General features: G+C 36.9%; 27 protein-coding genes. 11 read left to right on the top strand and 16 right to left on the bottom strand.

Going from position 1 to position 25,728, the window contains the following annotated elements; genetic code table 11:
• Position 1: 1 nt before the first annotated feature.
• The 6 genes from AC06G9_RS00135 to surE form a co-directional block, all read right to left on the bottom strand.
• Positions 2-1,192, bottom strand: coding sequence for a M20 metallopeptidase family protein (locus tag AC06G9_RS00135; RefSeq protein WP_293928867.1), 1,191 nt, complete (start codon positions 1,190-1,192; stop codon positions 2-4).
• Between the two features lie 10 nt (positions 1,193-1,202).
• Complete coding sequence (locus AC06G9_RS00130) at positions 1,203-1,661, bottom strand: SPOR domain-containing protein (RefSeq protein WP_045754211.1); 459 nt, start codon at positions 1,659-1,661, stop codon at positions 1,203-1,205.
• 23 nt (positions 1,662-1,684) lie between these two features.
• Positions 1,685-4,981 (bottom strand): preprotein translocase subunit SecA, encoded by a 3,297-nt coding sequence (gene secA / locus AC06G9_RS00125; protein ID WP_094771822.1) that lies wholly within the window; start codon positions 4,979-4,981, stop codon positions 1,685-1,687.
• Positions 4,982-5,122: 141 nt separating this feature from the next.
• Complete coding sequence (locus AC06G9_RS00120; RefSeq protein WP_045754209.1) at positions 5,123-5,995, bottom strand: menaquinone biosynthesis family protein; 873 nt, start codon at positions 5,993-5,995, stop codon at positions 5,123-5,125.
• The gene (locus AC06G9_RS00115; RefSeq protein ID WP_293928871.1) at positions 5,992-6,252 is read right to left on the bottom strand and encodes a hypothetical protein; all 261 of its coding nucleotides are present in this window, start codon (positions 6,250-6,252) and stop codon (positions 5,992-5,994) included. The genes AC06G9_RS00120 and AC06G9_RS00115 overlap by 4 nt, the downstream gene beginning before the upstream one ends.
• A gap of 1 nt (position 6,253) precedes the next feature.
• The gene (gene surE, locus AC06G9_RS00110) at positions 6,254-7,024 is read right to left on the bottom strand and encodes a 5'/3'-nucleotidase SurE (protein WP_045754207.1); all 771 of its coding nucleotides are present in this window, start codon (positions 7,022-7,024) and stop codon (positions 6,254-6,256) included.
• 399 nt (positions 7,025-7,423) lie between these two features.
• Between surE and AC06G9_RS00105 the strand changes: the two genes are divergently transcribed.
• The 4 genes from AC06G9_RS00105 (at position 7,424) to AC06G9_RS00090 (ending at position 11,170) form a co-directional block, all read left to right on the top strand.
• Positions 7,424-8,335 carry an AEC family transporter gene (locus AC06G9_RS00105; protein ID WP_262917511.1) on the top strand — a complete coding sequence of 304 codons (912 nt, stop codon included), beginning with the start codon at positions 7,424-7,426 and terminating at the stop codon, positions 8,333-8,335.
• 88 nt (positions 8,336-8,423) lie between these two features.
• The gene (gene kduI, locus AC06G9_RS00100; RefSeq protein ID WP_480957299.1) at positions 8,424-9,269 is read left to right on the top strand and encodes a 5-dehydro-4-deoxy-D-glucuronate isomerase; all 846 of its coding nucleotides are present in this window, start codon (positions 8,424-8,426) and stop codon (positions 9,267-9,269) included.
• Positions 9,270-9,275: 6 nt separating this feature from the next.
• Positions 9,276-10,400, top strand: coding sequence for a DUF4861 family protein (locus AC06G9_RS00095; protein ID WP_480957298.1), 1,125 nt, complete (start codon positions 9,276-9,278; stop codon positions 10,398-10,400).
• The gene (locus tag AC06G9_RS00090; RefSeq protein WP_045754203.1) at positions 10,400-11,170 is read left to right on the top strand and encodes an SDR family NAD(P)-dependent oxidoreductase; all 771 of its coding nucleotides are present in this window, start codon (positions 10,400-10,402) and stop codon (positions 11,168-11,170) included. The genes AC06G9_RS00095 and AC06G9_RS00090 overlap by 1 nt, the downstream gene beginning before the upstream one ends.
• Before the next feature lie 129 nt (positions 11,171-11,299).
• Here the strand turns inward: AC06G9_RS00090 and AC06G9_RS00085 are convergent, their stop codons facing one another.
• Both AC06G9_RS00085 and AC06G9_RS00080 read right to left on the bottom strand, forming a co-directional pair.
• Complete coding sequence (locus tag AC06G9_RS00085) at positions 11,300-12,031, bottom strand: SUMF1/EgtB/PvdO family nonheme iron enzyme (RefSeq protein ID WP_480957297.1); 732 nt, start codon at positions 12,029-12,031, stop codon at positions 11,300-11,302.
• The gene (locus tag AC06G9_RS00080; RefSeq protein WP_480957296.1) at positions 12,028-12,792 is read right to left on the bottom strand and encodes a hypothetical protein; all 765 of its coding nucleotides are present in this window, start codon (positions 12,790-12,792) and stop codon (positions 12,028-12,030) included. The genes AC06G9_RS00085 and AC06G9_RS00080 overlap by 4 nt, the downstream gene beginning before the upstream one ends.
• A gap of 198 nt (positions 12,793-12,990) precedes the next feature.
• On the opposite strand from AC06G9_RS00080, the gene AC06G9_RS00075 reads away from it, so the two are divergent.
• A complete protein-coding gene (locus tag AC06G9_RS00075; RefSeq protein WP_248755113.1) occupies positions 12,991-13,491 on the top strand; it encodes a DUF2314 domain-containing protein in 501 nt (166 codons plus the stop codon).
• Between the two features lie 39 nt (positions 13,492-13,530).
• Here AC06G9_RS00075 and nadD read toward each other — a convergent pair whose 3' ends face one another.
• The 7 genes from nadD to dnaN all read right to left on the bottom strand — a co-directional run bounded on the left by nadD (position 13,531) and on the right by dnaN (position 18,781).
• Positions 13,531-14,106 (bottom strand): nicotinate (nicotinamide) nucleotide adenylyltransferase, encoded by a 576-nt coding sequence (gene nadD / locus AC06G9_RS00070; protein WP_045754201.1) that lies wholly within the window; start codon positions 14,104-14,106, stop codon positions 13,531-13,533.
• A 2-nt stretch (positions 14,107-14,108) separates the two neighbouring features.
• Positions 14,109-14,678 carry a guanylate kinase gene (gene gmk, locus AC06G9_RS00065; RefSeq protein WP_045754200.1) on the bottom strand — a complete coding sequence of 190 codons (570 nt, stop codon included), beginning with the start codon at positions 14,676-14,678 and terminating at the stop codon, positions 14,109-14,111.
• A gap of 2 nt (positions 14,679-14,680) precedes the next feature.
• Positions 14,681-15,556 (bottom strand): YicC/YloC family endoribonuclease, encoded by an 876-nt coding sequence (locus AC06G9_RS00060; RefSeq protein ID WP_084405343.1) that lies wholly within the window; start codon positions 15,554-15,556, stop codon positions 14,681-14,683.
• A gap of 58 nt (positions 15,557-15,614) precedes the next feature.
• Positions 15,615-16,184, bottom strand: a complete 570-nt coding sequence (locus AC06G9_RS00055) for a CAP domain-containing protein (RefSeq protein WP_084405342.1) — start codon at positions 16,182-16,184, stop codon at positions 15,615-15,617.
• A gap of 42 nt (positions 16,185-16,226) precedes the next feature.
• On the bottom strand, positions 16,227-16,874 hold the full coding sequence (locus tag AC06G9_RS00050; RefSeq protein WP_045754197.1) for a DedA family protein: 648 nt from the start codon (positions 16,872-16,874) through the stop codon (positions 16,227-16,229).
• Positions 16,875-16,985: 111 nt separating this feature from the next.
• Positions 16,986-17,645 (bottom strand): DedA family protein, encoded by a 660-nt coding sequence (locus tag AC06G9_RS00045; protein WP_480957295.1) that lies wholly within the window; start codon positions 17,643-17,645, stop codon positions 16,986-16,988.
• 11 nt (positions 17,646-17,656) lie between these two features.
• On the bottom strand, positions 17,657-18,781 hold the full coding sequence (dnaN, locus tag AC06G9_RS00040) for a DNA polymerase III subunit beta (protein ID WP_045754195.1): 1,125 nt from the start codon (positions 18,779-18,781) through the stop codon (positions 17,657-17,659).
• Between the two features lie 224 nt (positions 18,782-19,005).
• Between dnaN and AC06G9_RS00035 the strand changes: the two genes are divergently transcribed.
• From AC06G9_RS00035 to AC06G9_RS00010, 6 genes are all read left to right on the top strand, one after another.
• Entirely contained in the window at positions 19,006-20,148 is a 1,143-nt protein-coding gene (locus AC06G9_RS00035) for a DNA polymerase III subunit (RefSeq protein WP_248755114.1), read from the top strand.
• 6 nt (positions 20,149-20,154) lie between these two features.
• Positions 20,155-21,540, top strand: coding sequence for a PSP1 domain-containing protein (locus AC06G9_RS00030; protein WP_293928890.1), 1,386 nt, complete (start codon positions 20,155-20,157; stop codon positions 21,538-21,540).
• Positions 21,541-21,603: 63 nt separating this feature from the next.
• Complete coding sequence (locus AC06G9_RS00025) at positions 21,604-22,068, top strand: gliding motility lipoprotein GldH (RefSeq protein WP_094771818.1); 465 nt, start codon at positions 21,604-21,606, stop codon at positions 22,066-22,068.
• A 2-nt stretch (positions 22,069-22,070) separates the two neighbouring features.
• A complete protein-coding gene (gene lpxK, locus AC06G9_RS00020) occupies positions 22,071-23,126 on the top strand; it encodes a tetraacyldisaccharide 4'-kinase (RefSeq protein ID WP_293928893.1) in 1,056 nt (351 codons plus the stop codon).
• A 93-nt stretch (positions 23,127-23,219) separates the two neighbouring features.
• The gene (locus tag AC06G9_RS00015) at positions 23,220-23,600 is read left to right on the top strand and encodes a hypothetical protein (protein WP_480957294.1); all 381 of its coding nucleotides are present in this window, start codon (positions 23,220-23,222) and stop codon (positions 23,598-23,600) included.
• A gap of 196 nt (positions 23,601-23,796) precedes the next feature.
• Positions 23,797-24,210, top strand: coding sequence for a hypothetical protein (locus AC06G9_RS00010; RefSeq protein ID WP_248755118.1), 414 nt, complete (start codon positions 23,797-23,799; stop codon positions 24,208-24,210).
• Between the two features lie 93 nt (positions 24,211-24,303).
• Here the strand turns inward: AC06G9_RS00010 and dnaA are convergent, their stop codons facing one another.
• A complete protein-coding gene (gene dnaA, locus AC06G9_RS00005; RefSeq protein ID WP_038695013.1) occupies positions 24,304-25,728 on the bottom strand; it encodes a chromosomal replication initiator protein DnaA in 1,425 nt (474 codons plus the stop codon).

Raw genomic sequence — 25,728 nt, 5'->3', positions numbered from 1 at the left:
TTTACTGACCTAATCTTCGTAATGTCATATAAGCCATCAGCCCAATGCTCAATTGTAATGCATCCTCATCGATATCAAAAGAAGAAGTATGAACAGCAGACTGGATACCCTTTGCTTTATTTCCAGTACCCAGACGGTAGAAACAAGCATTTACTTCTTGAGAATAGTAGGAGAAATCTTCTGCTGCGGGCCAAAGATCCAAGTCTAAAACATTTTCTTTACCCAGATATTCTTCAGCAAAACCCCGGGCCGCTTTTGTCAGCTCAGGATTGTTGATTAAAAACGGATATCCTTTGCGTACATCAAAATCACAAACAGCCCCCATACTCTCCGCGATACCAGTAGCCATTTTAACCATCTTTTCATGCGCCTCAGCGCGCCAATCTTCATCAAACGTACGGAAGGTGCCTTCTAAATAAACTTCATCAGGAACGATGTTAGTAGCTCCATTAGCGATGATTTTACCAAAGGACAGCACTGTTGGAGTTCTTGGGTCAGCAAAGCGACTGGCTATTTGTTGAAGTGCTGTAATGATATGTGCTGTAATGACAATTGGATCAATATTTTGATGCGGATGCGCTCCATGACCGCCCTTTCCCCTTACTGTCATAAACAGCTCGTCACAAGAAGCCATATACTTACCTTCTCTAAAACCTACTTTTCCGGCTTCAATAAACGGCATCACATGTTGACCCATAATAGCCGTAGGAGCTGGATTTTGCAAGACTCCTTCTTTTATCATCAGAGAAGCACCACCTGGCAGACGTTCCTCTCCCGGTTGGAAAATCAATTTGACGATCCCTCCAAATTCTGCTTTTAAAGCCTGTAATATTTTTGCAACCCCCAGCAACGATGAAGTGTGCACATCATGCCCACAAGCATGCATGACACCGGGATTTTGAGAACCGTAGCTCCTGCCTTCCACCTCTTGAATAGGTAAAGCGTCCATATCAGCACGTAAAGCAATAACTTCATCCGATGCCATGTCGCCTGTCAAATACGCGACAATACCCGTGTCAGCCATTTCTTCAAAGGGAATCCCGATATCATTCAATACAGATTTGACATATGCCGAAGTATTGTACTCTTCAAAAGAAAGTTCAGGGTGTTGATGAAGATGTCTCCTCATTTGAACTGTTTCTTGAAAAAACTGTTGGGCTAAGGCATTAACTTGATCTTTAATACTTGCCATGATCATAAGATTATTGGTAAACAAAAACGTTTTCAGAAAATACGAATACGTTTTTAAATTGTTGGCGAAGCAAATTCATAAAATTATTTGCTTCAGATCGACTCCTAAAGTCTCCTACTTTGACCCTGTAATTGGGTTCGTCGTAATTGATATAGGTATCAATATCTTTGTACATATTTCTAAATCGTGCCTGCTCTGAGAAAGCATTATTACGATCACTGCCTGCGTAAATCTGAACTCTAAAACCGCGCACTGTGGTACGCGTAGCCGCGCTTCGTACAGGTGGTTTGGTTGGAACCGCAACAGGTTTGCTTTCGACAGGATTGATACCCATATTTGCCCGATAATGTTGTAAAATTGTAATCAATGTATCTTTTACAATCACTACATTATCGTTTTTCTGAGCCTTTACTTTTGAAAAAGTACAAGCAACTAAAGCAAAAACAACTATCAATCCTTTCTTAAGCATTCTTTTATTTTTTTAAATACCGCCTAACTATTAGCGCCGTGGCAGTTTTTGTATTTCTTTCCTGAACCACAAGGACAATCATCATTGCGGCCAATTGCATTTTCATTGCGAATAGGCTGTGTAGGTCCCAAGTCACGTGTATCTACATCTTCAGCACTCACCCCTATTGGAGATTCTAATTCTGCTTTTGTAGCTTTCACTTGAACTGGAGGTGCCTGTACCAAACGCTCAGGAACACTTTGCATATTTTGTCCTGGTATCTCACCTTTAAAAATGAAGCTAACAATATCCTTATTCATAGCCGCTAACATCGATTTAAATAAGTTAAAAGCCTCCATTTTATAGATAATGATCGGATCCTTTTGCTCGTAAACAGCATTTTGAACAGATTGTTTTAAGTCATCCATTTCACGTAAATGCTCTTTCCATGCTTCATCAATTAAAGCTAGAACAATCCCCTTTTCAAATGATTTGAAAACTTCTCTCCCTCCAGTTTCAATCGCTTTCTTCAAGTTTGTAGCAACTTGGATGCCACGAAGACCATCAGAGAAAGGAATAACAACATTTTCAACCACATTGCCACGTTCTTCAAACACATTTTGAAGTACAGGCATCGTATGAGCCGCTACGGTGTTTAATTTAGTATGGTAAGCATTAATGATCTGTTCAAACAAACGATCAGTCAACCCTTCAATTTTTAAGTTTGTAAATTCTTCTTCCGAAATCTCCGGATTGACAGCAAACACACGGATCACCTCAATTTGAAAATCTTCATAAGAACCACCCTCTTTGGCATCAACCACGATTTCTTCGACAACATCAAAAATCATGTTATTCAAATCGACATCTAGACGTTCTCCAAATAAAGCATTTTTACGTTTTGTATAGATAACCGTACGCTGTGAGTTCATCACATCATCATACTCCAAAAGTCGTTTACGAATACCAAAGTTGTTTTCTTCAACTTTACGTTGCGCACGTTCGATTGATTTGGTCAGCATGCTATGCTGCATCACTTCACCTTCTTCAACTCCCATCTTAACCATGATGTTAGAGATACGCTCCGAAGCAAATAGACGCATCAAGTTATCTTCCAATGAAACGAAGAATTGCGATGATCCCGGATCCCCTTGACGACCAGCACGACCACGTAACTGACGATCGACACGACGTGACTCGTGACGCTCGGTACCGATGATCGCTAGACCACCAGCAGCTTTAACTTCGTCTGTTAACTTAATATCCGTTCCACGACCAGCCATGTTTGTTGCGATCGTTACTTGACCAGGTTGACCTGCTTCAGCAACAATATCAGCTTCTTTCTGGTGTAGTTTTGCGTTTAAGACATTATGTTTAACCTTACGCAATTGGAGCATACGGCTCAATAACTCAGAGATTTCAACAGATGTTGTACCCACTAAAACGGGTCTACCTGCTTCTGTCAATTTTTGAATTTCTTCTGCAACAGCATTATATTTTTCACGAGCAGTACGGTAAATAAAATCTTGACGGTCATCACGTAAAGCAACGCGGTTGGTCGGAATTTCGACCACGTCCAATTTATATATTTCCCAAAGCTCACCCGCCTCAGTAGAAGCTGTACCCGTCATACCTGCAAGTTTGTGGTACATACGGAAGTAATTTTGTAAAGTAATGGTTGCATAAGTCTGTGTAGCATCTTCTACCTTTACATTCTCTTTTGCTTCAATCGCTTGGTGCAAACCATCTGAGTAACGACGACCATCCATGATACGTCCGGTTTGCTCATCTACAATTTTAACCTTTCCCTCGTCAACGATGTACTCAACATCATTTTCAAATAAAGTATATGCTTTTAATAATTGGTTGATCGAGTGAATACGCTCTGCTTTGATCGAATAATCACGCAATAATTCCTCTTTGCGGTTAGCCTTCTCCTCTAAAGGAATATCAGCTTTTTCAATATCAGCAATTTCAGAACCTACATCCGGTAGGATAAAGAATGAAGGATCTTCTCCAGAAGCCGTGATTAATTCAATCCCTTTTTCTGTTAATTCTACTTGATTGTTTTTCTCATCGATCACAAAAAATAATTCGGCATCCGCCTTAGGCATATTTTTGTTCTGCTCTTGCATGTAGTAGTTCTCTACTTTTTGCAAAATCTGACGATGATTATCTTCACTTAAGTATTTAATCAGGGCTTTATTTTTAGGCAATCCGCGGTAAGCTCTAAATAAGGCCAAGCCACCTTTTTCTGGATCAATATCTCCAGCCTTAACCGCTTTCTTAGCTTCATTCAATACCGTGTTGATATAAGCTTTTTGAGCATTTACCAAACGTTCGATACGTGGTTTTAATTGGTAGAATTCATGCTGATCACCACGAGGAATAGGACCTGAAATAATCAAAGGTGTACGAGCATCATCAATTAACACTGAATCGACCTCATCCACCATCGCAAAATGCAGCTTCCCTTGTACTAATGCTTCAGGAGTCTGCGTCATATTATCACGTAAATAATCGAAACCAAATTCGTTATTGGTACCATAAACGATATCAGAAGCATAAGCTTTACGTCTTTGTGGCGAATTTGGTTGATGTTTATCAATACAATCTACACTTAAACCATGAAACTCGAACAATGGCGCATTCCACTCCGAGTCACGACGTGCTAGATAATCATTGACCGTTACTATATGTACACCATTACCGGCTAACGCATTCAAATAAGTCGGCAAGGTACCGACCAAAGTCTTACCCTCACCAGTAGCCATCTGTGCAATTTTACCTTGGTGCAATACAATACCGCCAATCAACTGCACATCATAATGTACCATGTTCCAGGTTACCTCAGTTCCCGCAGCCAACCACACATTTTTCCATGTCGCCTGATCACCTTGGATCACTACATTTTGTTTTTGTGCAGCGATTTCTCGATCAAAATCGGTTGCTTTAACGACTAATTGTTTATTTTCTGTCAGACGTCTAGATGTTTCTTTTACCACGGCAAATGCTTCAGGTAAAATATCCATCAAAACTTCTTCTAATTTTTTATCACGATCTTTGGATAACTTATCCACGTTTTCATATATCGCAGTTTTCTGAGACATATCCAGGTCATCAGCCTCAGCTTCTGCCTTTAAAGTAGAGATCTCGGTATCAATATCTGCTAAATATCCTTTAATTCTATTTTTGAAATCAGCCGTTTTGCCACGCAATTCATCATCAGTAAGTGACGAAAGCTGCTCGTATTCCGATTTGATTTTTTCTACAATTGGTTGAACTCCCTTAATATCTCGCTCGGATTTACTTCCAAATAATTTACTTAAAAATTTTAACATAATATTCTTTTCTATCTCAATTTATGACTTTCATTCAATAATGACTCCAAACTAAAATTGCAGACAAATTGACACTAATCGGGCAAATTTAGTTATTAGATATCATATCTAACATACGATATCCATATTTTTTACTCTTTTTTATGACAAAAATAAATTCTTGTCCGTTTTCGGGATAAAGCCCATATCCTGAGCCTTATTAAACATGATTTCAATTGCTGAACGTCCCTCTTTTCCAAGCGCTATAGAATACTTATTGACATAAAGATCGATGTGTTTATACATCACTTCAATACTCATCTCCTGCGCATGTGACTTGATAAACTCCAGACCTGATGTAGGGTTAGCAAAAGCGTATTCGACACTTGCTCGCAAAATACGATTCAGTTTTTCCTTAATATCGGCAGGAATACTTCTTTTCACTACAATACCACCCAATGGAATAGGACAATTTGTCGTTTTTTCCCAGTAATCTCCCAAATCAACGACTTTAAAAAGCCCTTTTTCCTGATAGGTGAATCGATTTTCATGAATAATTAAACCCAAATCGATATCGCCAGACAACAAAGCTCCTTCGATCTCTGAAAAAACAAGCTCTTTTTTATTCTTCAGTTCTGGAAAAGCTAAACCTAATAAGAAATTAGCAGTTGTGTACTTGCCGGGATAGCCAACCTTTAATTGTTGCAATGCTGCCGTCAATGGGGTATTCGAAGACAGTTTTTCTTGAAGCTCTCTAGCCAAATGCTCATCGTGAGTGATCAACATCGGTCCAACTCCAAATCCTAATGCACTACCTGCATCCAAAAGCTCATAATCTTCTACCGCATAGGCAAAAGCATGATAGCTCAATTTCGTTATGGCTAAGTCTCCCTTAAAAGCTTTTAGATTTAAGGTTTCGACATCTTCATAAACAACGTCAAATTCTAGTCCTTCTGTATCTATTTTATGATGGATAAGTGCATCAAAAATGAAGGTATCATTAGGACAAGGGGAAAAACCCAATGTCAATTTCATATGGATAATTTATGTGTAAATATATAAAGTATCGTCGCTATACAGGTAGCAACCAATACTCCTTTTGCTAAGGCTTCTTTCTCTCCTTTAAACAAAAAACGTATCGCCAACAAATTGATAAATACCGCAACAGCATATATTAACATTGGTTTTTCGGCTATCGTTTTTTCAAAAAGTGTCGTATAGGTAGAAATTAAATAAGCGATTAAGGGCGCTATAGCTCCCAGTAAAATCCCTATGCCTAAATTGTTTTTCATACTAACTATCGAATGCCCAAGAATTTAATTGAGGGATAACGTGGTGAGCGGTCATATCAAACTGCGTTGGAACTATAGCTACATATCCTTTACTTAAAGCATACGAATCCGTATCCTCGCCCCGATCTTCCAACTCAAATCTACCTGTCATCCAATAATAATCTCGATCTCTAGGATCGACACGCTCATCAAACTCTTCGACATAATGTCCACCTGCCTGACGACAGATTTTAATTCCTTTGGCTTCATCTTTAGGAAAATTGACATTTAATAAAGATCCTTTTGGAAGACCATTTGCCAGTACTTGTTTGGTAATCGAAAGGAGATACGGTCTACAATGTGAAAAATCAGCATCATAGTCAAAATTATCTAAAGAAAATCCAATAGATGGAATTCCTTCAATCGCTCCTTCAACTGCCGCAGACATCGTTCCCGAATATAATACATTGATCGAATGGTTTAATCCATGATTAATACCCGAAACACATACGTCTGGTTTACGTCCTTTAAAAATCTTGTTAACAGCCAATTTAACACAATCTACCGGAGTTCCTGAACATTTATACATCTCCACACCGTCATATAAGTCAATACGATCTAAACGCAAAGGTCGCCCGATTGTAATAGCATGTCCCATGCCCGATTGTGGACTATCAGGAGCGACGACAACCACATGTCCTATTTTTTGCATTTCTTCAATCAAAACTTTAATACCAGGCGCAGTAATGCCATCATCATTCACCACCAAGATGGTTGGTTTTTTCTTTGTCATGACGCTAATTTAGGAAGAAAAAAAGAAAAGCTTTCGTTTTTAAGACAATGCTTTTTCTTTTTATACATTAAAAAGACCTAAGCTCATTTTTTATTAAGGCTAAGTGAAAGAGAGATAGGAAGCATATTAAATATTAAGCCTGATTTTTAACAGATATAAGATAGATTTAATACAGTATTTATAGAGCTTTACCTATACGAACCCTATAGAAACCCTCTATTATCTCTATACTAAAGCTTAATAATATATTGATCTAATCATAACCTGAAAATAATCTTATTCGTATAGTGGCCGAATTAAAAACAGGCAGATTTTTTATGATTAAAATCCCAAAAAAAGCAACGAGTAAATTTCTGTTTTTAAGTAACTTCGTCCATTCATTGTGTTTTCCAATTCAAAATGGTCAATTTTATACTTATCATATTCTGCATATGCGCCGGAATGCTGTTTAAGCATTTCAAACTCATTCCTGAAAATGCTTCTAAAAGCATTAATATTTGGGTATTGTACATCGCCTTGCCTGCAGTATCTTTTAAATATATTCCACAGATCAGTTGGAGCACTCAACTGATCTTTCCGGTGTTATCGCCTATATTAGTGGTTGCAGGAAGTTGGATATTTATGGAATTGTATTGTCGATATAAAGGCTATAGCCAACGTTCTCGGAGTACATTAGAATTATCTTCAGCGTATAGTAATACCTCTTTTATTGGGTTTCCATTGATCATCGCCTATTACGGGGAGCAAAACCTCAGCATTGCCATTATTTGTGACCAGGTCAATTTTATGCTTTTATCTACGGTAGGCATTATCTGTGCCATCAAGGGAGACCGCAGTCATAATGAAGGAATCAAAGTTGGCGCTTTATTAAAAAGGCTTTTTACTTTTCCGCCCTTTATCGCTTGTGTACTTGCGGTTATACTATCACAATATGTCGACTTGGGCATAACCGAACCATTCTTTGATAAAATTGCATCAACAGTTGCTCCCTTAGCCTTGTTCTCTGTTGGCCTGCAGCTCCAGTTTAAGGGAATGAAGCGAGAGATTTCTCAGATCTCCATGACATTATTATATAAGTTGATGCTAGCCCCTGCTTTGGTTCTGCTAGCTGCTGTGGCAATGGGCATAAAAGGTGATATTGCACGTGTCAGTATTATGGAGGCAGCCATGCCCACCTTAATCACAGCAAGTATGGTCGTACAACAATTCAGGTTGAACACCAAACTGATCAACTTGATCATCGGCTTGGGCATTATTCTCAGTCTGTTTACAACTGCCCTCTGGTCTTATATCATTTCTATTTTCATTTAATCTTTTTCCGATATCGATTGCGAAGATTATTGTGGCTTATGATGTTTTAATGTCTTATTTTTAACATATTTCTTAAATACGCTAAAATATGAAAACGAATTATGAGTCACGCTACGCAATTAGCCCAAATGAATGCAAAACACTTGACACCAAGTCTTTAAGAGAGAACTTTTTAATTGAAAATATTTTTGAAGCAGATAAGATCCATTTTACCTATTCACACTATGATCGTTACATGGCAGGAGGTGCCATGCCTGTTGCAGAGAAACTAAAATTGGAAACAATACCTGCTCTACTGAAAGAGCCCTATTTCCTCAGTAGAAGAGAGTTGGGGATCATCAATGTGGGCGCAGCTGGACAAGTTGAAGTCGATGGAACCGTCTACGATCTAGCGAATAAAGAAGCTTTATATATCGGTAAAGGAGTTGAAGAGGTCTATTTTAGTAGCAAGGATGCATCAAATCCAGCAAAATTTTATCTGAATTCAACCCCTGCCCATCATGCTTTTCCGACAAAAAAAGTGACAAAAGAATCGGCAAATAAGATCGAACTTGGTTCTCTTGAAACAGCTAACCATAGAACAATCAACCAGATGCTTTTGAATAAGATTGTCGATACCTGTCAGCTGCAAATGGGAATGACAGAGCTTAAGCCTGGATCTGTTTGGAATACGATGCCCGCACATACGCATGACCGTCGTATGGAAGTATATTTCTATTTTGAAGTGCCAGAAGGGCAAGCAGTCGCCCATTTTATGGGGCCAGTAGAGGAGACCCGTCATATCTGGATGAAGAATGAGCAAGCTGTGATCTCCCCGCCTTGGTCTATCCACTCTGGAGCAGGAACGAGTAATTATACCTTCATCTGGGGTATGGCAGGAGAAAATTTAGATTACGATGATATGGACAAATCTGCTATAACCGATTTAAAATAATAAGGTATGAGATCATTACTATCAGCTGTCTGTATACTTGGGAGTGCATCAAGCTTATTTGCTCAAAATACAAGCTCTTTAATTATTCAGAATCCATCAGCTTTCGAAAGAAAAGAAGTCATTAGCATTCCTTTCGAAAATTTTAAAAAGCATTTTGAATTAAAGGATAGCATTTTCTCCATTATAGATCAAGGATCAAAAAAACCGCTTATATACCAATTGGAAAAAAGAGGAAAATCAACACCTCAAAATGTCTTGATTGCTGTATATATTGCTGCTAAAGGAAAAATAGAACTTACCGTTTCGTCAGCTATTCCATCAAAAACAGCGAATAAAGTTTTTGCTCGCTATGTTCCTGAGCGAAAAGATGATTTTGCATGGGAAAACAATGTGGTTGCCTTCAGAGCTTACGGTAAAACATTGGAAGGCACTTCTGAAGATGCACAGGGGTTTGATTATTGGGCTAAACGTACTGATGAGTTAATTATCGACGAATGGTACAGAACTGGAGACTATCATGCAGACCACGGAAAAGGCCTAGATTACTATTCTGTTGGTCAAACCTTAGGCGTTGGAGACATAGCCATCTATTTTGACAAACAGATCCACTATACAAAACACTATCGCCAATATGAAATTTTGGACAATGGTCCTATACGGGCTAGCTTCAAATTAATCTATGAGCCTCAAGAAATAAATGGTCAAAAGATAGGGATAGAAAAAGAAATTTCCATCGATGCAGAAAGTCAATTGAGCAAAATCAATGTTCGTGTTCATAATGCGACCGCAGCCACGACACCTATTGTCATTGGTATTGCTAAACGAAAAGAAGCTAATCCAGTTATTGCAATTGATAAAAAAGCAAATTTCTTCGCGTATTGGGAACCAGAACAACATGGAAACATAACCGGAACTGCCTTATTGTTACCCGAGGTTAAGAAAGATTTTATGGACACTCCAAATCAATTTTTATGGAGCGTAACGGCAAAAAACAATCAATCGCTGACCTATTACATGGGTGCCGCATTTAATAAAGCAGGAAAAATTACATCTATGGATGCGTGGAAAAACTATTTAAAGCAGGCATCAGAGCAAATTCATAAACCTTTAACCATTAGCTATAAAAAATAATGTCTATACTACAATCATTTGATTTAACAGGTAAAGTTGCCCTGGTTACAGGGTGCAAAAGAGGGATCGGTAAAGCAATGGCTGAAGCATTGGCAGAAGCTGGTGCGGATATTATCGGTGTTTCAGCTTCATTGGAACTTGAGAACTCTGCTATTCAAAAATCGGTGGAATCTCTCGGTAGAAAATTTTACGCATATCAATGTGATTTTTCAAAGCGAAAGGATCTATATGCATTTATCACAAAGGTGAAAGAACAACATCCTGTCATTGATATTTTGGTCAACAATGCGGGCAATATCTTACGTAAACCAGCTGCTGAGCATCCGGATGAATACTGGGATGAGATCATTGAAATCAATCAAAATGCACCATTTATTTTGACGAGAGAAATAGGTAAAGCTATGATTTCACGTGGAACAGGAAAAGTTATTTTCACCGCATCCTTACTTTCTTTTCAAGGGGGGATCAATGTGCCGGGATATGCCGCATCAAAAGGTGCAATTGCTTCAATGACAAAAGCTTTTGCCAATGAGTGGGCTTCGCTAGGTGTCAATGTCAATGCTATTGCTCCGGGATATATTGCAACAGACAATACGGAAGCGTTGCGCGATGACCCAGAGAGATCTGCTTCTATTTTAGGTCGTATTCCTGCTGCAAGATGGGGACAGCCCCAAGACTTCAAAGGGCCGATCGTATTTTTAAGTTCTGATGCGTCTAACTACGTGGATGGAACAATTCTAACAGTCGATGGTGGCTGGATGGGTCGATAATCAAAATATGTAGCGAGGCTTTCCGCTGGAAAGCCTCGCTACTTTTTCTTTGCAACTCGAAAACCGAGGTTACTAAAAGAAGCACTGGGGTTGACCGAACCTATATATTGTGAGTTGAAGGAAGCGCAGCTATTTTTGACTGCACCACCATGAGCCACCGCGCGCATGCGCTACTTTTCGCCCTTGATCTCGAACTAGCGATCCTTCGCAAAATTCAAAAACATTGCCATATATATCATATAAACCTAAAGGATTTGCTTTGAATGATTTAACAGGTGAGGTATATAGAAAACCATCTGTCGTATCGGCAACTAAATGATTTCTTCCGTGCCATATATTAGCATAATCCATGATGTTATCTAACTCTACACCTTCAAAATATTTGGTTTGCGAGCCCGCTCTTGAAGCTACTTCCCATTCCTCTAATGATGGTAGACGAACTCCTGCCCATTCGCAATAGGCTAATGCATCACGATAGGATATACACGTTACGGGATGATCCATCTTTTCTTCAATGTCCCCCCTGCTTGTTCCATTTGGAAACCGCCAATAAGCCGTACTATCCTGTAGCCATCGAAATTCTGCTAAACCTGGTTCAAAGACCATAGCATTGTGATATCGTTCTGCCAACGTGATATAATTGGTCGAACCCACAAATGCTGCAAATGCCTCATTTGTTAATTCGGTCTCAGCGATTGAAAAAGCCGATAGACTGACAACTCTACGCGGGTTATCTAAACTGAGTGTGTCGCCTAATATATAGGTGCCTGCTCCTATGTCTATAAACCGTTGCTCTTGTGCAAAGGATTGACTGGTGCAAATAACGATTCCGAGCAGTAAAATCCAGACTTTCTTTATCATTTTGAAATCTTCTCTTTATAGTAACGACTTGCACGTTCACATATTAAATCTTCATTTGCTTTGTTATAATTCAGGAAAGAATAATAATTAGCATCAGGACCATATAACTTCTGGTAAGATGTTGATTTCAAAAACTCATCATACTCTCCCCGTTTCATTAAAAGCATCAGTAAGGTTAATGCATCCTTATCTTGAGCGGTGCTTTTGACATAACGAATGATAAAGGGAATCATTTGCCAAGCATTCATCTCTAAGATTGCTTCTTTATAATTTATCCCCATTCGTTTACTACGCACAACCGATTCTTCAATGAGTTTCATCACAGAGTCGCGATTTTCGATCAGAAAATCGGCTTGTCTTTGACTCCAGCTCGCTTCATTAAATCCTGTTTCCAATTGACTGAAAATTCTTTTTTGAATATCGTTCTGGTATTCTGGAATAGCGCAGTTCTGTTGGCTCATCTCAGCATGGATCATGACATAGGTAAACTTTTCTCTTAGACTTAGTGCTTTAAATTGTGCTGCGCTTATAGCTTCTATACCACCGTCCGAACTGCCCAATGGATCTTCTTTAAATGTAATCGTTTCGATCAACTGCTTTACTTTTGATAATCCGTAAGGCGGTATAGTCATTTTAGTGCGAAATTCGTAACCTTTTTCATCTCTGCTATAAGAGCTTCCTTCGTCTCCATTGGATTGAGCAAATGCCTTTATAAAGCCAAAAAATAAAAGGATAAATAATAATATAGAAGTTCTCATCATTTTTTCTTTAAAAATAATCAAAACACTCGAATTAAATGTTTGTTAAAAATAAGAATAAACTGCTAGAGGAGCACACGCAGTAATGGCGGTTTCACCCATCATGTTCCTCATGATTTTTTTATATTTATTATCTTGGCTTGTCACATTTAAAAAAATATCAAAACAAATTACATGATACTACAATCAAAAAACAGAACGATGTCAAACAGCTTTGCCCTACTTTTAGTATGTTCACTTTTTTTATATTCTTGTCAAAACGGGATTAAAGAAAAAATCAAGAATGATGATATCATTGAGTTCCAAAAAGATGATGAGGTGATGAATCACGCGATCGATGAAGCCAATAAGACTTTTAAAAATTTTGATATCGCATTTCAACAGCCTCAGGAAGGATATGAAAGTTTTGCTATTAAAGTCAAATTCGATACTGAAGACGGTGGTGGTGAACACATCTGGATTGGGGATTTAACATCTGATGGAAAATCGTACAGTGGCACTGTTAATAATGAACCTCAATTGACAAAGGCCGTAAAATTTGGAGATCGAGTCACCATAGACCCTAAAACCATTTCTGACTGGATGTATTTGGATAAAGGAGTTTTGCGAGGGGGTTATACGATTCGCGTGATGAAAAATAACTTGTCGGATGATGAAAGGAAAGCTTTTGACCAGGAGGTCGGCTTTATCATTGAAGATTAGTATTTCATAAAAAAGAGCGAAACTGGGTTTCGCTCTTTTTTATGAATATAAGCCTTTTTTCTCGATAAAATCTAAGACTTTGTCTGGAGTATAGAATTTGATATTTTTACCTTCTTTGATCGATTTTCTTAGAAAAGTTGAAGATAGTTCCATCATAGGTGTCTGAGTCATCGTGATCGATGGATGGTCTTTCATGGTATTGCCACTATATCCTGGTCTTGGATAGACGTAGATGTGGTAATCTCTTAAGATAACATCACTGTTCTTCCATTTGGAAAAGGTTTCCAAGTTGTCCTCCCCCATAATCAAAACAAAATCATGTGAAGGATATTTCTCAGCTAGATGCGTCAACGTATCAATGGTATAAGAGGGTTGCGGCAAACCAAACTCGATAGCACTCACTTTTAAATTGTCGGTATCTTCTATCGCTAGATTGACCATCTCCAGCCGATCGTACATATTTCCTAGGCTTTCCTTCTTCTTAAACGGATTTTGTGGAGATACCACAAACCATACCTCGTCCAATTCTGTATAATTAGCCATATAATTAGCAATAATTAAATGACCTACATGCACGGGATTAAAAGATCCGAAGAATAAACCAACCTTAGCCATGACTACTTGTTCAAAAATTCCATCACCAATTTTTCTGCCTCAACAACCGCTACATCCAAGTCATAATTTTTCAATATGACATCAAATTTATCAGCATACGATAATTCTGATTCTGCTTTTGCAAATCGTTCCTGTAATTTTTCTTCAGAATCGGTTCCTCTTCCACGAAGACGTTCTTTTAATACTTCCAGGGATGGAGGTTGCACAAAAATAGATAGGGCCTCATCTGGGAACTTAGAACGTAAGCGTAATCCACCGATCACATCAATATCAAATATAACGTGTTTACCTTTTGCCCAGATGCGTTCTACTTCCGAACGCAGTGTGCCATAAAAGGTACCGGAGTAAACTTCTTCAAATTCGATAAATTCTTGTTTGGCAATTTTATGCAGAAAGTCTTCTTTTGAAATAAAGTAATAATCTTTACCATCTATTTCTTCACCGCGAGGCTCTCGTGTACTTGCTGAAATGGAAAATTCCAACTTATCACTATGTTTACTTAATAAACTTTTTACTATTGTTGTTTTACCTGCGCCCGATGGTGCGGAGAATATAATTAACTTACCTGCCATTCCTATAATACGTTGAGCAATTGCTCTTTAATTTTTTCTAATTCTTCTTTCATTTTTACCACGATCTGCTGAATTCCAGCGTGGTTTGCTTTTGATCCCAGGGTATTGATCTCTCTGCCCATTTCCTGAGATATAAATCCTAATTTCTTACCGTTGGAATCCGATGCGGTCAAAGCTTTTTGAAAATAACGACAGTGTGAACGTAACCGTACTTTCTCTTCTGTGATATCTAATTTATCGATATAATAAATCAACTCCTGCTCAAAACGATTTTTATCTACGTTTTCCTTGCCCACTGTATCCTCTAGATAATGACCGATACGTTCTCTGATTAAAGGAATACGATCCATCTCTACAGATTCGACTTCTGTTAAATAAGTTAATATCAATTCAACACGTTCAGTCAGGTCTTGCGAAAGCACTGCACCTTCGTCTGCTCTGAAAAGGTTGAAGTGATCTACTGCGGCATAAAATGCTTCTAATAATAATTTTGACTCTTCTTCATCAACTTCATTATCATTATTGGCAATTACCTCCGGCATATTAAGGGCTAATTCGAAAAGAGAAACTTGTTTGTCACCCAATTCAAAGGCAATCTGTTGTAGTTGGGTATAATATTTTTTTAGCAAATCTGCATTTATAGTAGATGCTTTTGCTGTTTGATCAGTATATTCAACATTCACATACAGGTTTACCTTACCTCTTTCGATCAGTTTACTACACTCTGTACGTAACGTCAATTCCTTGTCTGAAACTGCTTTGGGTAAGCGAAGATTCAATTCAAGAAATTTAGAATTCAAGGATTTAATCTCGACACTGTACTTAACTTTTCCATTGTCTTTTACAGCGGTGCCGTATCCTGTCATTGATTTTATCATATGCAAAGGTAAGAAACATTCCAATAATGTATAATATCAAGACTATAAATTGATTAATTTACCAATCATGCTTAGCAATAATGACGCATAAATAGCTTTTTTGATTACCTTTCTTACCTACCGTGACATAGCCAATACCAATATCGTATAAAGATGCATTCCACTGATCCATGCCCAATAAGTGTTTTCGATGATGATATCCTGGTGCTTCCTTCCCGATGATGAGTCCCTTGATTCCCTCACTCGCAGTCGGCCAATTCCAAGCAATGGATTCAAAATTATTTGCTTTTTTATTTTTCAGCCAACTTGCATTTAATTCATAACCTGACTTTTGAATGTAATGATTGGGACCTATTCCGTCCGGATTAACATGGTCAAAATAATTTCTTTTGGCCATATCTTCGGCACGATCTTCAGCAACAGCCGCTAGTTTTTTATTCCAATTCAATGGTTTTCTGGTCACCTTATCCAAATTGAATAAACCGAGTTTCTTTTTATAACGTTCGGGATGCAGACGGATATCATTTAGAAGTTCAAATGCTGCTTTAGCCTGTTTTTTTTCAACTCGAACTTGCGCAGATGAACATGTAAACACGAAACTGAGAAAGATAAAAAGTAGATTCTTCATACACATATTTAGATAAAGCAGACTCCAAAAATAATAATTGGTTTAGGCCTTTCTTGATTTTTTTGTGTTCAGTACCTGTATAAGCATGGGAAACAGGCTGATAAAAATAATGACAAGTACGACGATCGAAAAATGGTTTTTAAAGAATGAGAGTTGACCAAAGAAATATCCTGCGAATAGAAATAAGGTTACCCAGAGAAAACCTCCAAGCATGTTATAAGTTCCAAATTGACGGTAGGGCATCTTACTTATCCCCGCAACAAATGGGGCAAATGTGCGCACAATGGGTACAAATCGTGCATAGATAATTGTTTTGGAACCGTGCTTTAAATAGAAGGATTGGGTCCGGTCCAAATATTGGGGTTTAAAAATGTTAGATCCAGTTCTGAATACGCGCTGTCCTAAATATTTTCCGATTTCATAATTGACAAAATCACCAAGAACAGCTGCAGATACTAAAACAAACCAAAATAAAAGTAATGATAACCCGCTCTCAGGAATAGCAATGATAGCCCCTAGAGCAAATAAGACAGAGTCTCCCGGCAAAAATGGAGCAACCACTAATCCTGTTTCTGCAAATACAATTAAAAATAAAAGGAGATAAGTCCATCCTTCATACTCATGCACGATCTGCACCAAGTGTCTATCGATATGTAAAATAAAATCAACAATATTGGTCATGATCTCCATACATCGAGTTCTTTTGAATAAACGGCTAGGTATCTACTACAGTATCTTTCTATCCAATAATTGATCCGTTGCTACTCAGATCATAATTGACTATATAAAAAAAGGAAGCTTTTAAGCTTCCTTTTTCTTTTTAAATTTTTCTTTTACGACTTCAAAGACAATCGGCAATATGGATAATAGAATAATCAATAAGACCACTTTTGAAAAATTATCTCTAATAATCGGTATGTTTCCTAAGAAATAACCCGCTAACGTAATTCCAACTACCCAAAGAACTGCGCCAATAACATTATAGGTTATAAAAGTACCATAATGCATTCTGCCAATACCTCCGACAAATGGTGCTAAAGTTCTTACAATAGGAACAAAGCGCGCAATGACAATTGTCTTGCTTCCATATTTCTCATAGAATGCATGAGTTTTCTGAATCTGCTCGTCCTTAATGACTTGTTTTCCAAAAAGTTTAAACTTGGTCATCTGCATACCAAAACGTTTCCCAATCGAGTAATTAAGCGAATCTCCCGATATCGCAGCTATCAGTAGGATGACGATCATCAACCAAACATTCAATTCGTTGGGCTGAGCTGCAAGCATACCGGATGCAAAAAGTAAGGAATCTCCTGGTAAAAATGGCATTACCACTACTCCTGTTTCGACAAAAATAATCAAAAACAAAATGAGGTAAGTCCAAGTTTTATAATCATTTACAATTTCTAGTAAATGTTTATCAATATGCAGAATAAAATCAATGATATGCGTGATAACTTCCAAAGCAGTCTGAATTAACCTATGTTATTTAACATAACCGGCATAACCAGCATTAAAATATCTTCATTTTCTTCTGCTACTGCTGGAATTAATAATCCGGCACGGTTTGCTGTACTCATTTCGATCACAACTTCCTCACTTGCCAAATTATTCAACATCTCTACTAAAAATTTAGCGTTGAAGCCTATCTCCATATCTTCTCCTTCAAACTGACAGCCTAAACGTTCATGAGCTTCATTAGAAAAATCTAAATCTTCTGCTGAGATATTTAATTCGCTACCAGATATTTTCAAACGTACCTGATGTGTCGTCTTATTGGCAAAAATAACAACACGACGTAGCGTATTTAAGAATAATAAACGATCAACAGTTAATTTATTTGGATTGACTTGTGGAATGACAGCTTCATAATCTGGGTAACGCTCGTCAATCAAACGACAAATTAAATTAATGTTACCAAAACTGAAGAATGCATTGGTTGAATTGTATTCAATTGATACATTAATATCTTCAGAAGGTAAAGAAGATTTCAGTAAGGATAATGCTTTTTTTGGAAGGATCAACGACGCTGGCTTTTCAACACCTATATCAGATCTTCTATAACGGACCAATTTATGTGCATCTGTCGATACAAATGTAATTGCTTTGTCTCCCAATTGAACTAAAACACCTGACATCGCTGGTCTCAATTCGTCGTTACTGACAGCAAAGATGGTTTTGCTGATTGCTTCTGCCAATATCGGAGCAGGCATGTTTACGGTATGAGCATTATCAATTACAGGTATCTTAGGGAAATCCTCAGGATTTTCACCACTCAATTTATATTTACCATCACCTGCACTGATTTCAATGGCTAATGTGTTGTTGTCAACAAAAAAGGCAACGGGCTGATCGGGTAGGGTTTTTAAAGTCTCGATTAAAATTTTAGAAGGCATCGCTACTTTTCCTTCTTCTTTAGCCTCAATTTGCAATGACGTAACCATACTTGTTTGCAAATCTGTTGCAGAAATCGTTAACGTATTGTCTTTTATTTCAAAAAGAAAGTTCTCTAATATGGGTAGAACTGTACTACTACTTGAAGCGCCATTAATAGCTTGAAGTTGTTTTAATAAAATCGATGTGGATACTATAAATCTCATTTCCTAAAATTATGAATTATATCTGCAATAATACGCAAAAGAATCTACATTTTTTAATCAGCGGTATGCAAATCACGTAATAGTAGCTTTCAAAACAAAATCAATATTGAAGACACTAAATCATTGGATTTCAATAAAATTAATGTCATTTAAGCCAATTATATTTTGTTTATAAATAAATGCTGTCTATTATTTATTACATTTGTATAGACTAGCAGTAGTATATGCAATTTAAAGAAATAATTGGACATGATTTAGTTAAAGCACATCTGATCAGCACAGTTCGTGATAACCGTGTTAGTCATGCTCAACTATTTCTTGGTCCAGAAGGATCTGGTTCTTTGCCTTTGGCTTTGGCTTATGCGCAATTAATCAATTGCGAAAATAAATTAGAGGATGATAGTTGTGGTCAATGTGCTTCTTGTCGAAAATACAGTAAGCTTATTCACCCTGATTTACATTTTTCATATCCTTTCATTGCCAAACACAAAGATGATCATGCTGCTACATTTATGGACAATTGGCGTAAGGCGTTTTTTAATAATCCATATTTGGGTTTAGAAAATTGGCGACAACAACTTGATGCAGAAAATAAGCAAGTTAATATCAATATTGCGGAGGCACATGAAATCATTAAAAAACTAAGTCTCAAGTCTTTTGAAGCTGAATATAAGGTCCTCATCATGTGGCTTCCTGAATATTTAGAAAAAGAAGGCAATGCTTTATTAAAATTGATTGAAGAACCACCTGAAAAAACATTATTTCTGTTGGTTGCTGAGAATCAAGAAAAAATATTAAATACCATTATTTCAAGAACGCAGCTTGTCAAAATCAATAAGTTGAGCCATCAGGCTATTACTTCTTATTTAATTGAAAGTAAACATCTTGAAGAATCAGAAGCGAGAGAGATTGCTTTTATAGCGGACGGCAACGTTCAAGAGGCTATAAATATGATTGATCTACATACCAATAATCATTTTGACCTTTTAGTGAGATGGTTACGTTTGGTCGTACAAGATTCGGGTTTAAATATCATTAGCATTTGCGAGGATGAATTAGCTAAATTGGGTCGAGAGAATCAAAAAACATTTTTGATGTATGCCATTAATATCATGCGTCAAATTGTTTTAATTAAACAAGACCTATCCAGTTTGGTTTTCCTTCCTTCGCATGAACTTGATTTTGTCAACAAGTTTGCTACTCATTATACCCTTGAACAAATTGAAGAGACAATCAACTTGTTTGAAACGACACATTATAGTGTAGAAAGAAATGCAAATCCTAAAATATTATTTTTAGATTTATCTTTGCAATTAGTATTAATGTTTAAATACAAAACGTTTCCGAAAGGAACTCAATATATATAGAAAACTATGGGATGTGGCAGTTGCTCATCCGGCGGAGGTTGTGGAAGTACGACGACAGTGGGCGGTACTCCAGCAGGTTGCCAAAATAATGGCTCTTGCATGACTAGCGGATGTAATAAATTAGATGTATATGACTGGCTATCTGATATGGATATGCCATCCAACTATAAACCTTTTGACATTGTAGAAGTTCGATTTAAGGGATCGAGAAAGGATTTCTTTATCAATTCTGACAATTTATATTTAGAAATTGGTGAAATGGTTGCTGTAGAACCTACTACAGGCGGATATGACATTGGACATGTTTCTCTAACAGGAGAGCTGGTTCGCTTACAATTGAAGAAAAACAATGTAAGTTTAGAAAGTGTTACCAAGAAAATTTATCGTAAACCTACAGAGCTAGATGTTGAAAAATTCAACATCGCAAAGGATTTGGAATGGGAGACTATGCATAAAGCTAGAAATCTGGCTTTAGAATTGGGTCTTTCTATGAAAATATCGGATGTAGATTATCAAGGTGATAAAACCAAGGCTACTTTCTATTATACGGCAGAGGGCCGTGTCGATTTCCGTGAACTGATCAAAAGAATGGCTGAATCATTCCGGATCCGGATTGAAATGCGTCAAATAGGTATGAGACAGGAAGCAAGTCGCCTCGGTGGAATTGGTTCTTGTGGTCGAGAATTGTGCTGTTCAACCTGGTTGACAGATTTCAAAACAGTCTCCACTTCGGCAGCAAGATATCAAAATCTATCGCTGAATACCTTAAAATTAGCCGGTCAATGTGGTAAATTAAAATGCTGCTTAAACTACGAACTGGATAGTTATATGGATGCCTTAAAAGACATTCCAAATAATATAGACCGCATCGAAACAACGAAAGGTAATGCATATTTGCAAAAAACCGATATTTTCAAAAAAATGATGTGGTTCTCTTATCCGGGAGCTGAAAGCTGGATTGCACTACCAGTTGATCATGTTAAAGAATTGATCGAAAAAAATAAACAGGGAATCAAAGTGGAAGAATTGGTCACTACTATCGAAGTTGAGATCAAAGAAGAAAAAATTATTAATTACGATTACGAAAATGTAGTAGGTCAAGATAGCCTAACGCGTCTGGACGAAAAAAATAAAAGAAAACGTAATAATAAAAGTAAAGCTAAGCCCAATAATAGAGCTAGAGGTTCTTCCGACCAAACGGTAAAGGCACCGGTAGTAAAAACCGAGAAACCACAACAGAAGCAAGATAAAGCTCCAAAAGTAGTTGCTACAGATAAAAATACGTCAGCGACTCAAAGTAAAGAGGGAGCAACAAATAGACCCAAAAGAAGATTCAATAAGAATCGAAATAACAGAAATAAGGGCAATAATTCTGCTCCTTCGGCAGAGTAATAAGTTTATGATAGTAGTTGGCGAGCATCATGATGCTCGCCAACTTAATATACTCAAATGAGCATGAAAACATATACTTTTCTAATGAGTTGTATCCTATTATCACTATTTGTGTCATGTGATTCCAATACAATTATAGATGAAAACGTAAGCATTCCTAAAAGAGCGTGGGATCATACTAATAGACCAACCTTTAAAGTTCATATCACCGATATTTCTAAAAAGTATGATGTTTTGTTAAATGTTCGACATACCGCAAATTATCCCTATGCTAATCTTTTTATTTTGGTGTATGAGAAAGGACCTCGTACAAAGGAATATATTTTTAGAAAAGAGCTTAAATTAGCTCAATTAGATGGCAAATGGACAGGAAAAAGTGCAGGATCTCTCTATACACAGCAAAGTCTTATCCATCAAGATTATGTATTTCCTGATACTGGAGTATATCACTTCAGTTTTGAACAAAACATGCGCGACAATCCCTTATTGGAAATCTCTGATGTAGGCTTGAATATTACAGGTAATTGATCATGAAGGTCTTCCGTTTACTTTTATTTCCTTTCTCCATACTCTATGGACTTGTGATCTGGATTAGAAATAGATTATTTGATCTGCAGATATTGAAATCTAAATCTTATCCGATTACGACAATTGTGGTCGGTAATCTTGCCGTTGGAGGAACAGGGAAAAGTCCAATGACCGAATTTATTGTCAAACTGCTTCAAAATAAACGTCAGATCGCCACTTTAAGCCGAGGATATGGCCGCAAAACTAAAGGTTTTAAATATGTTGAGGTATCCTCAATGGCTGATGAAGTTGGTGACGAACCTCTCCAATTTAAAAATAAATTTCCAGACCTTACAGTAGCTGTTTGTGAAGATCGATGTCATGGTGTGGAAACATTAATGGATAAACATGATGTCATTGTATTGGATGATGCTTTTCAACACCGCAGATTGAGACCTAAGTTTTCGATCCTCTTATTTGAGTTTACCTCTTGTCTGCATCCTATGTTTGTATTGCCCATGGGCAATTTTAGAGATCTTCCAGGAGAATCCAGTAGAGCTAACCTTATTGTGGTCACTAAGACGCCATCAAATGCTACTCCTGATCAAAAAGAACGCATCAAAAAAACTTTAAGTAAAAAGAGTGGAACTACATCGGTCTTCTTTACTTCTATTGTCTATGGCAATGCTATTCCGATAACCAAACAATCCATTCAAATAAGCAGCAATACGGCTGTTTTGTTGGTCACTGGTATAGCGAATCCACTACCGTTAATAAAGTACCTTAAACCTCTTGTAAAGGATGTTGAGCACCTGTCCTATTCCGATCACTATGCTTTTAAATTAAGTGATATCTTAATCTTTAAACAGCGATTCGAAGAAATGGCAAATGACAATAAAATAATCATAACAACAGAAAAAGATGCTCAGCGACTACGCAATCCTGAATTTTTAAATGTCTTACGTGATCTCCCAATCGCCTACATTCCCATCGAAATTGCTTTTGAAGATGAGCATAAACAACTGTCATTTGAAAAAAATATTCTATCTATCTGTGACATAAGTGTTAATGAATCTTAAATTTTAATAATCTCTAAACTTTGCTATTTAATTTTTGTCTTTTTACTAGTTGTCGTTAAGTGGACGGCAGCACGGATCAATAATAAAAAAGATATGAAAAATTTAAAATTAGCTTTATTTGGCATGATGGCGCTTTTTGCTACAGCAACTGTAGCACAAGAAAAACAAAGTAATCCGGGATGGCAAAGAACACCTGAAGATCAAGCAAAGAATACGGTAGAACGATTGGATAAACAATTAAAACTATCACAGAACCAAAAAGACTCCATCTATGTATACGCGCTAGATATGTCTAAAAAACAACAAGACCTATTCAAAAATACGGATGATCGTAAAGCAGCTTTTGAAAAAATTCAGCCGTTGAGACAGACCACAGATGCAAAAATTAAATCTTTCTTAAGTCCTGAACAAAGCAAATCTTATGATATACTGCAAAAAGAAATGCAAGAACGCAGACAGCAAAGACAAAAATAGCATGGAAATAGATTATTGGTATTCAGCATGCAGTAAAATAGCTATTAACAATAATGATCTAAATATGAGATAGTTAATTCATATTTTTTGTTAAAAATTTGTTAAAGTAACATATTTGATACAATAATTGGAGGTGATTGGGAGTTTTAGTTGTAGAATTTTAGTTATTGAATATTTACATTAAAACATAGCAATCATGAAAAAATTATTTTTAACAGGAATCGGATTCTTCTTAGCATTGAGTTTAACATTTGCACAACAAGTGACTCCAGAAGAACATGCTACTCAGGTAACAACCGAATTGACTCAAAAATTAAGTTTGACAGATGAGCAAAAAACTGCGGCTTATACCATTACGTTAGATCAAGCAAAAGCTGAATCTGCTTTATTGGGTGACACCACAGCAACGAAAGAAGTTTTGGTAGAACAAATCAATAAATTGCAAGCTGAGGCTGATGTAAAGGTAAATGCCTTATTGACAGAAGACCAAAAAGAATTATTCAAAAAGGTAGTGGAAGAAAGACCTGCTAAGGTAATACCAGAAGTAGCTCCTCAGCCCGTGAAAGAAGAAAAGAAAGAGAACACTGAAGAGACCAACACCACACTATAGTCATTAAGAACTTGTTCATAAACATTATCCATTTGGATAAAAAAAGGGATTCTGATTAGAATCCCTTTTTTATTTGCGCTGCTGTAAGTGATATTAAGCTTTAAGCTTTTTCATGATATCATTTACATATGTTTTAAATTTCTTATCGGTTTCGATTAGATCTTCTACGGTCTGACATGCATAAATAACGGTAGAGTGATCTCTTCCTCCAAAGAAAGAACCGATCGTTTTTAAGGATGATTTGGTATGATTCTTGGCCAAATACATTGATATCTGTCTTGCCTGTACAATTTCTCTTTTACGGACTTTAGATTTAACCATTTCCACAGGAACTTCAAAATACTCACAAACAAGTTTTTGAATGAATTCCATTGATATTTCTTTATGGGTGTTCTTAACAAAATTCTTAAGCATTGATTTAGCTAAATTTAAATCAATCTCTTTTTTGTTTAATGTTGATTGTGCCAATAAAGAAACCATAGCTCCTTCTAACTCACGAACACTATTGTCAATCTGATTAGCAACATATTCTACTACATTTTCAGGTAATTCAATACCATCAGAATACATTTTCTTTTTCAAAATTGCCATTCTTGTTTCCAAATCTGGAATCTGAATATCTGCAGATAAACCCCATTTGAAACGGCTTAATAAACGTTCTTCTAATCCTGCTAAATCTTTAGGAGCTTTATCAGATGTTAAGATGACTTGTTTTCCTGACTGATGTAAATGATTGAATATATGGAAGAATATATCCTGCGTTTTTTCTTTACCGGCAAAATTATGTACATCATCCATAATGATGACATCCATTGCTTGATAAAAATTGACAAAATCGTTAATCGTATTATTTTTTAGTGAGTCTACAAACTGTTGACAAAATTTCTCACAAGAAACGTAGATGACCAGTTTATCCGGTAAGTTTCTTTTGATTTCATTTCCGATTGCTTGCGCTAAGTGTGTTTTCCCTAATCCTACTGCACCATAAATCATCAATGGATTGAATGATGTGCCACCTGGTTTATTTGCTACAGCAAAGCCTGCAGAACGTGCAAGACGATTACACTCTCCCTCAATGAAATTATCAAAAGTATAATTTTGATTCAATTGTGGGTCAACTTGCAATTTTTTTAGTCCAGGAATTACAAATGGATTTTTGATGTCCTTATTTAAAGATACAGGTACGGGAATAGATTGTTTCTTACCTTCTGCTCCATTGCCGTTAGATGGGATATTAGTCGTATAAGGAATAGATGCTGAAGACTTCTCTACCACAATATTGTATTCCAACCTACCTTGTTCTCCTAAGAACTTTTTTACTGTCTTACGCAAGATGCCAACATAGTGTTCTTCTAACCACTCGTAAAAAAATAAACTAGGTACTTGAATAGTCAAAACGTCACCCTCCAAACGTACTGCTTTCACAGGCTCAAACCAGGTTTTAAAACTTTGCGCTGGTATATTGTCTTTGATTATTGCAAGACAATTATTCCAAACACTTGTACTCGTTTTTTCCAT

The sequence above is a fragment of the Sphingobacterium sp. MAE genome (genome assembly GCF_056711605.1).
The sequence above is the reverse complement of the archived record's forward strand: the minus strand, read 5'-3'. Positions and strand labels throughout refer to the sequence as shown.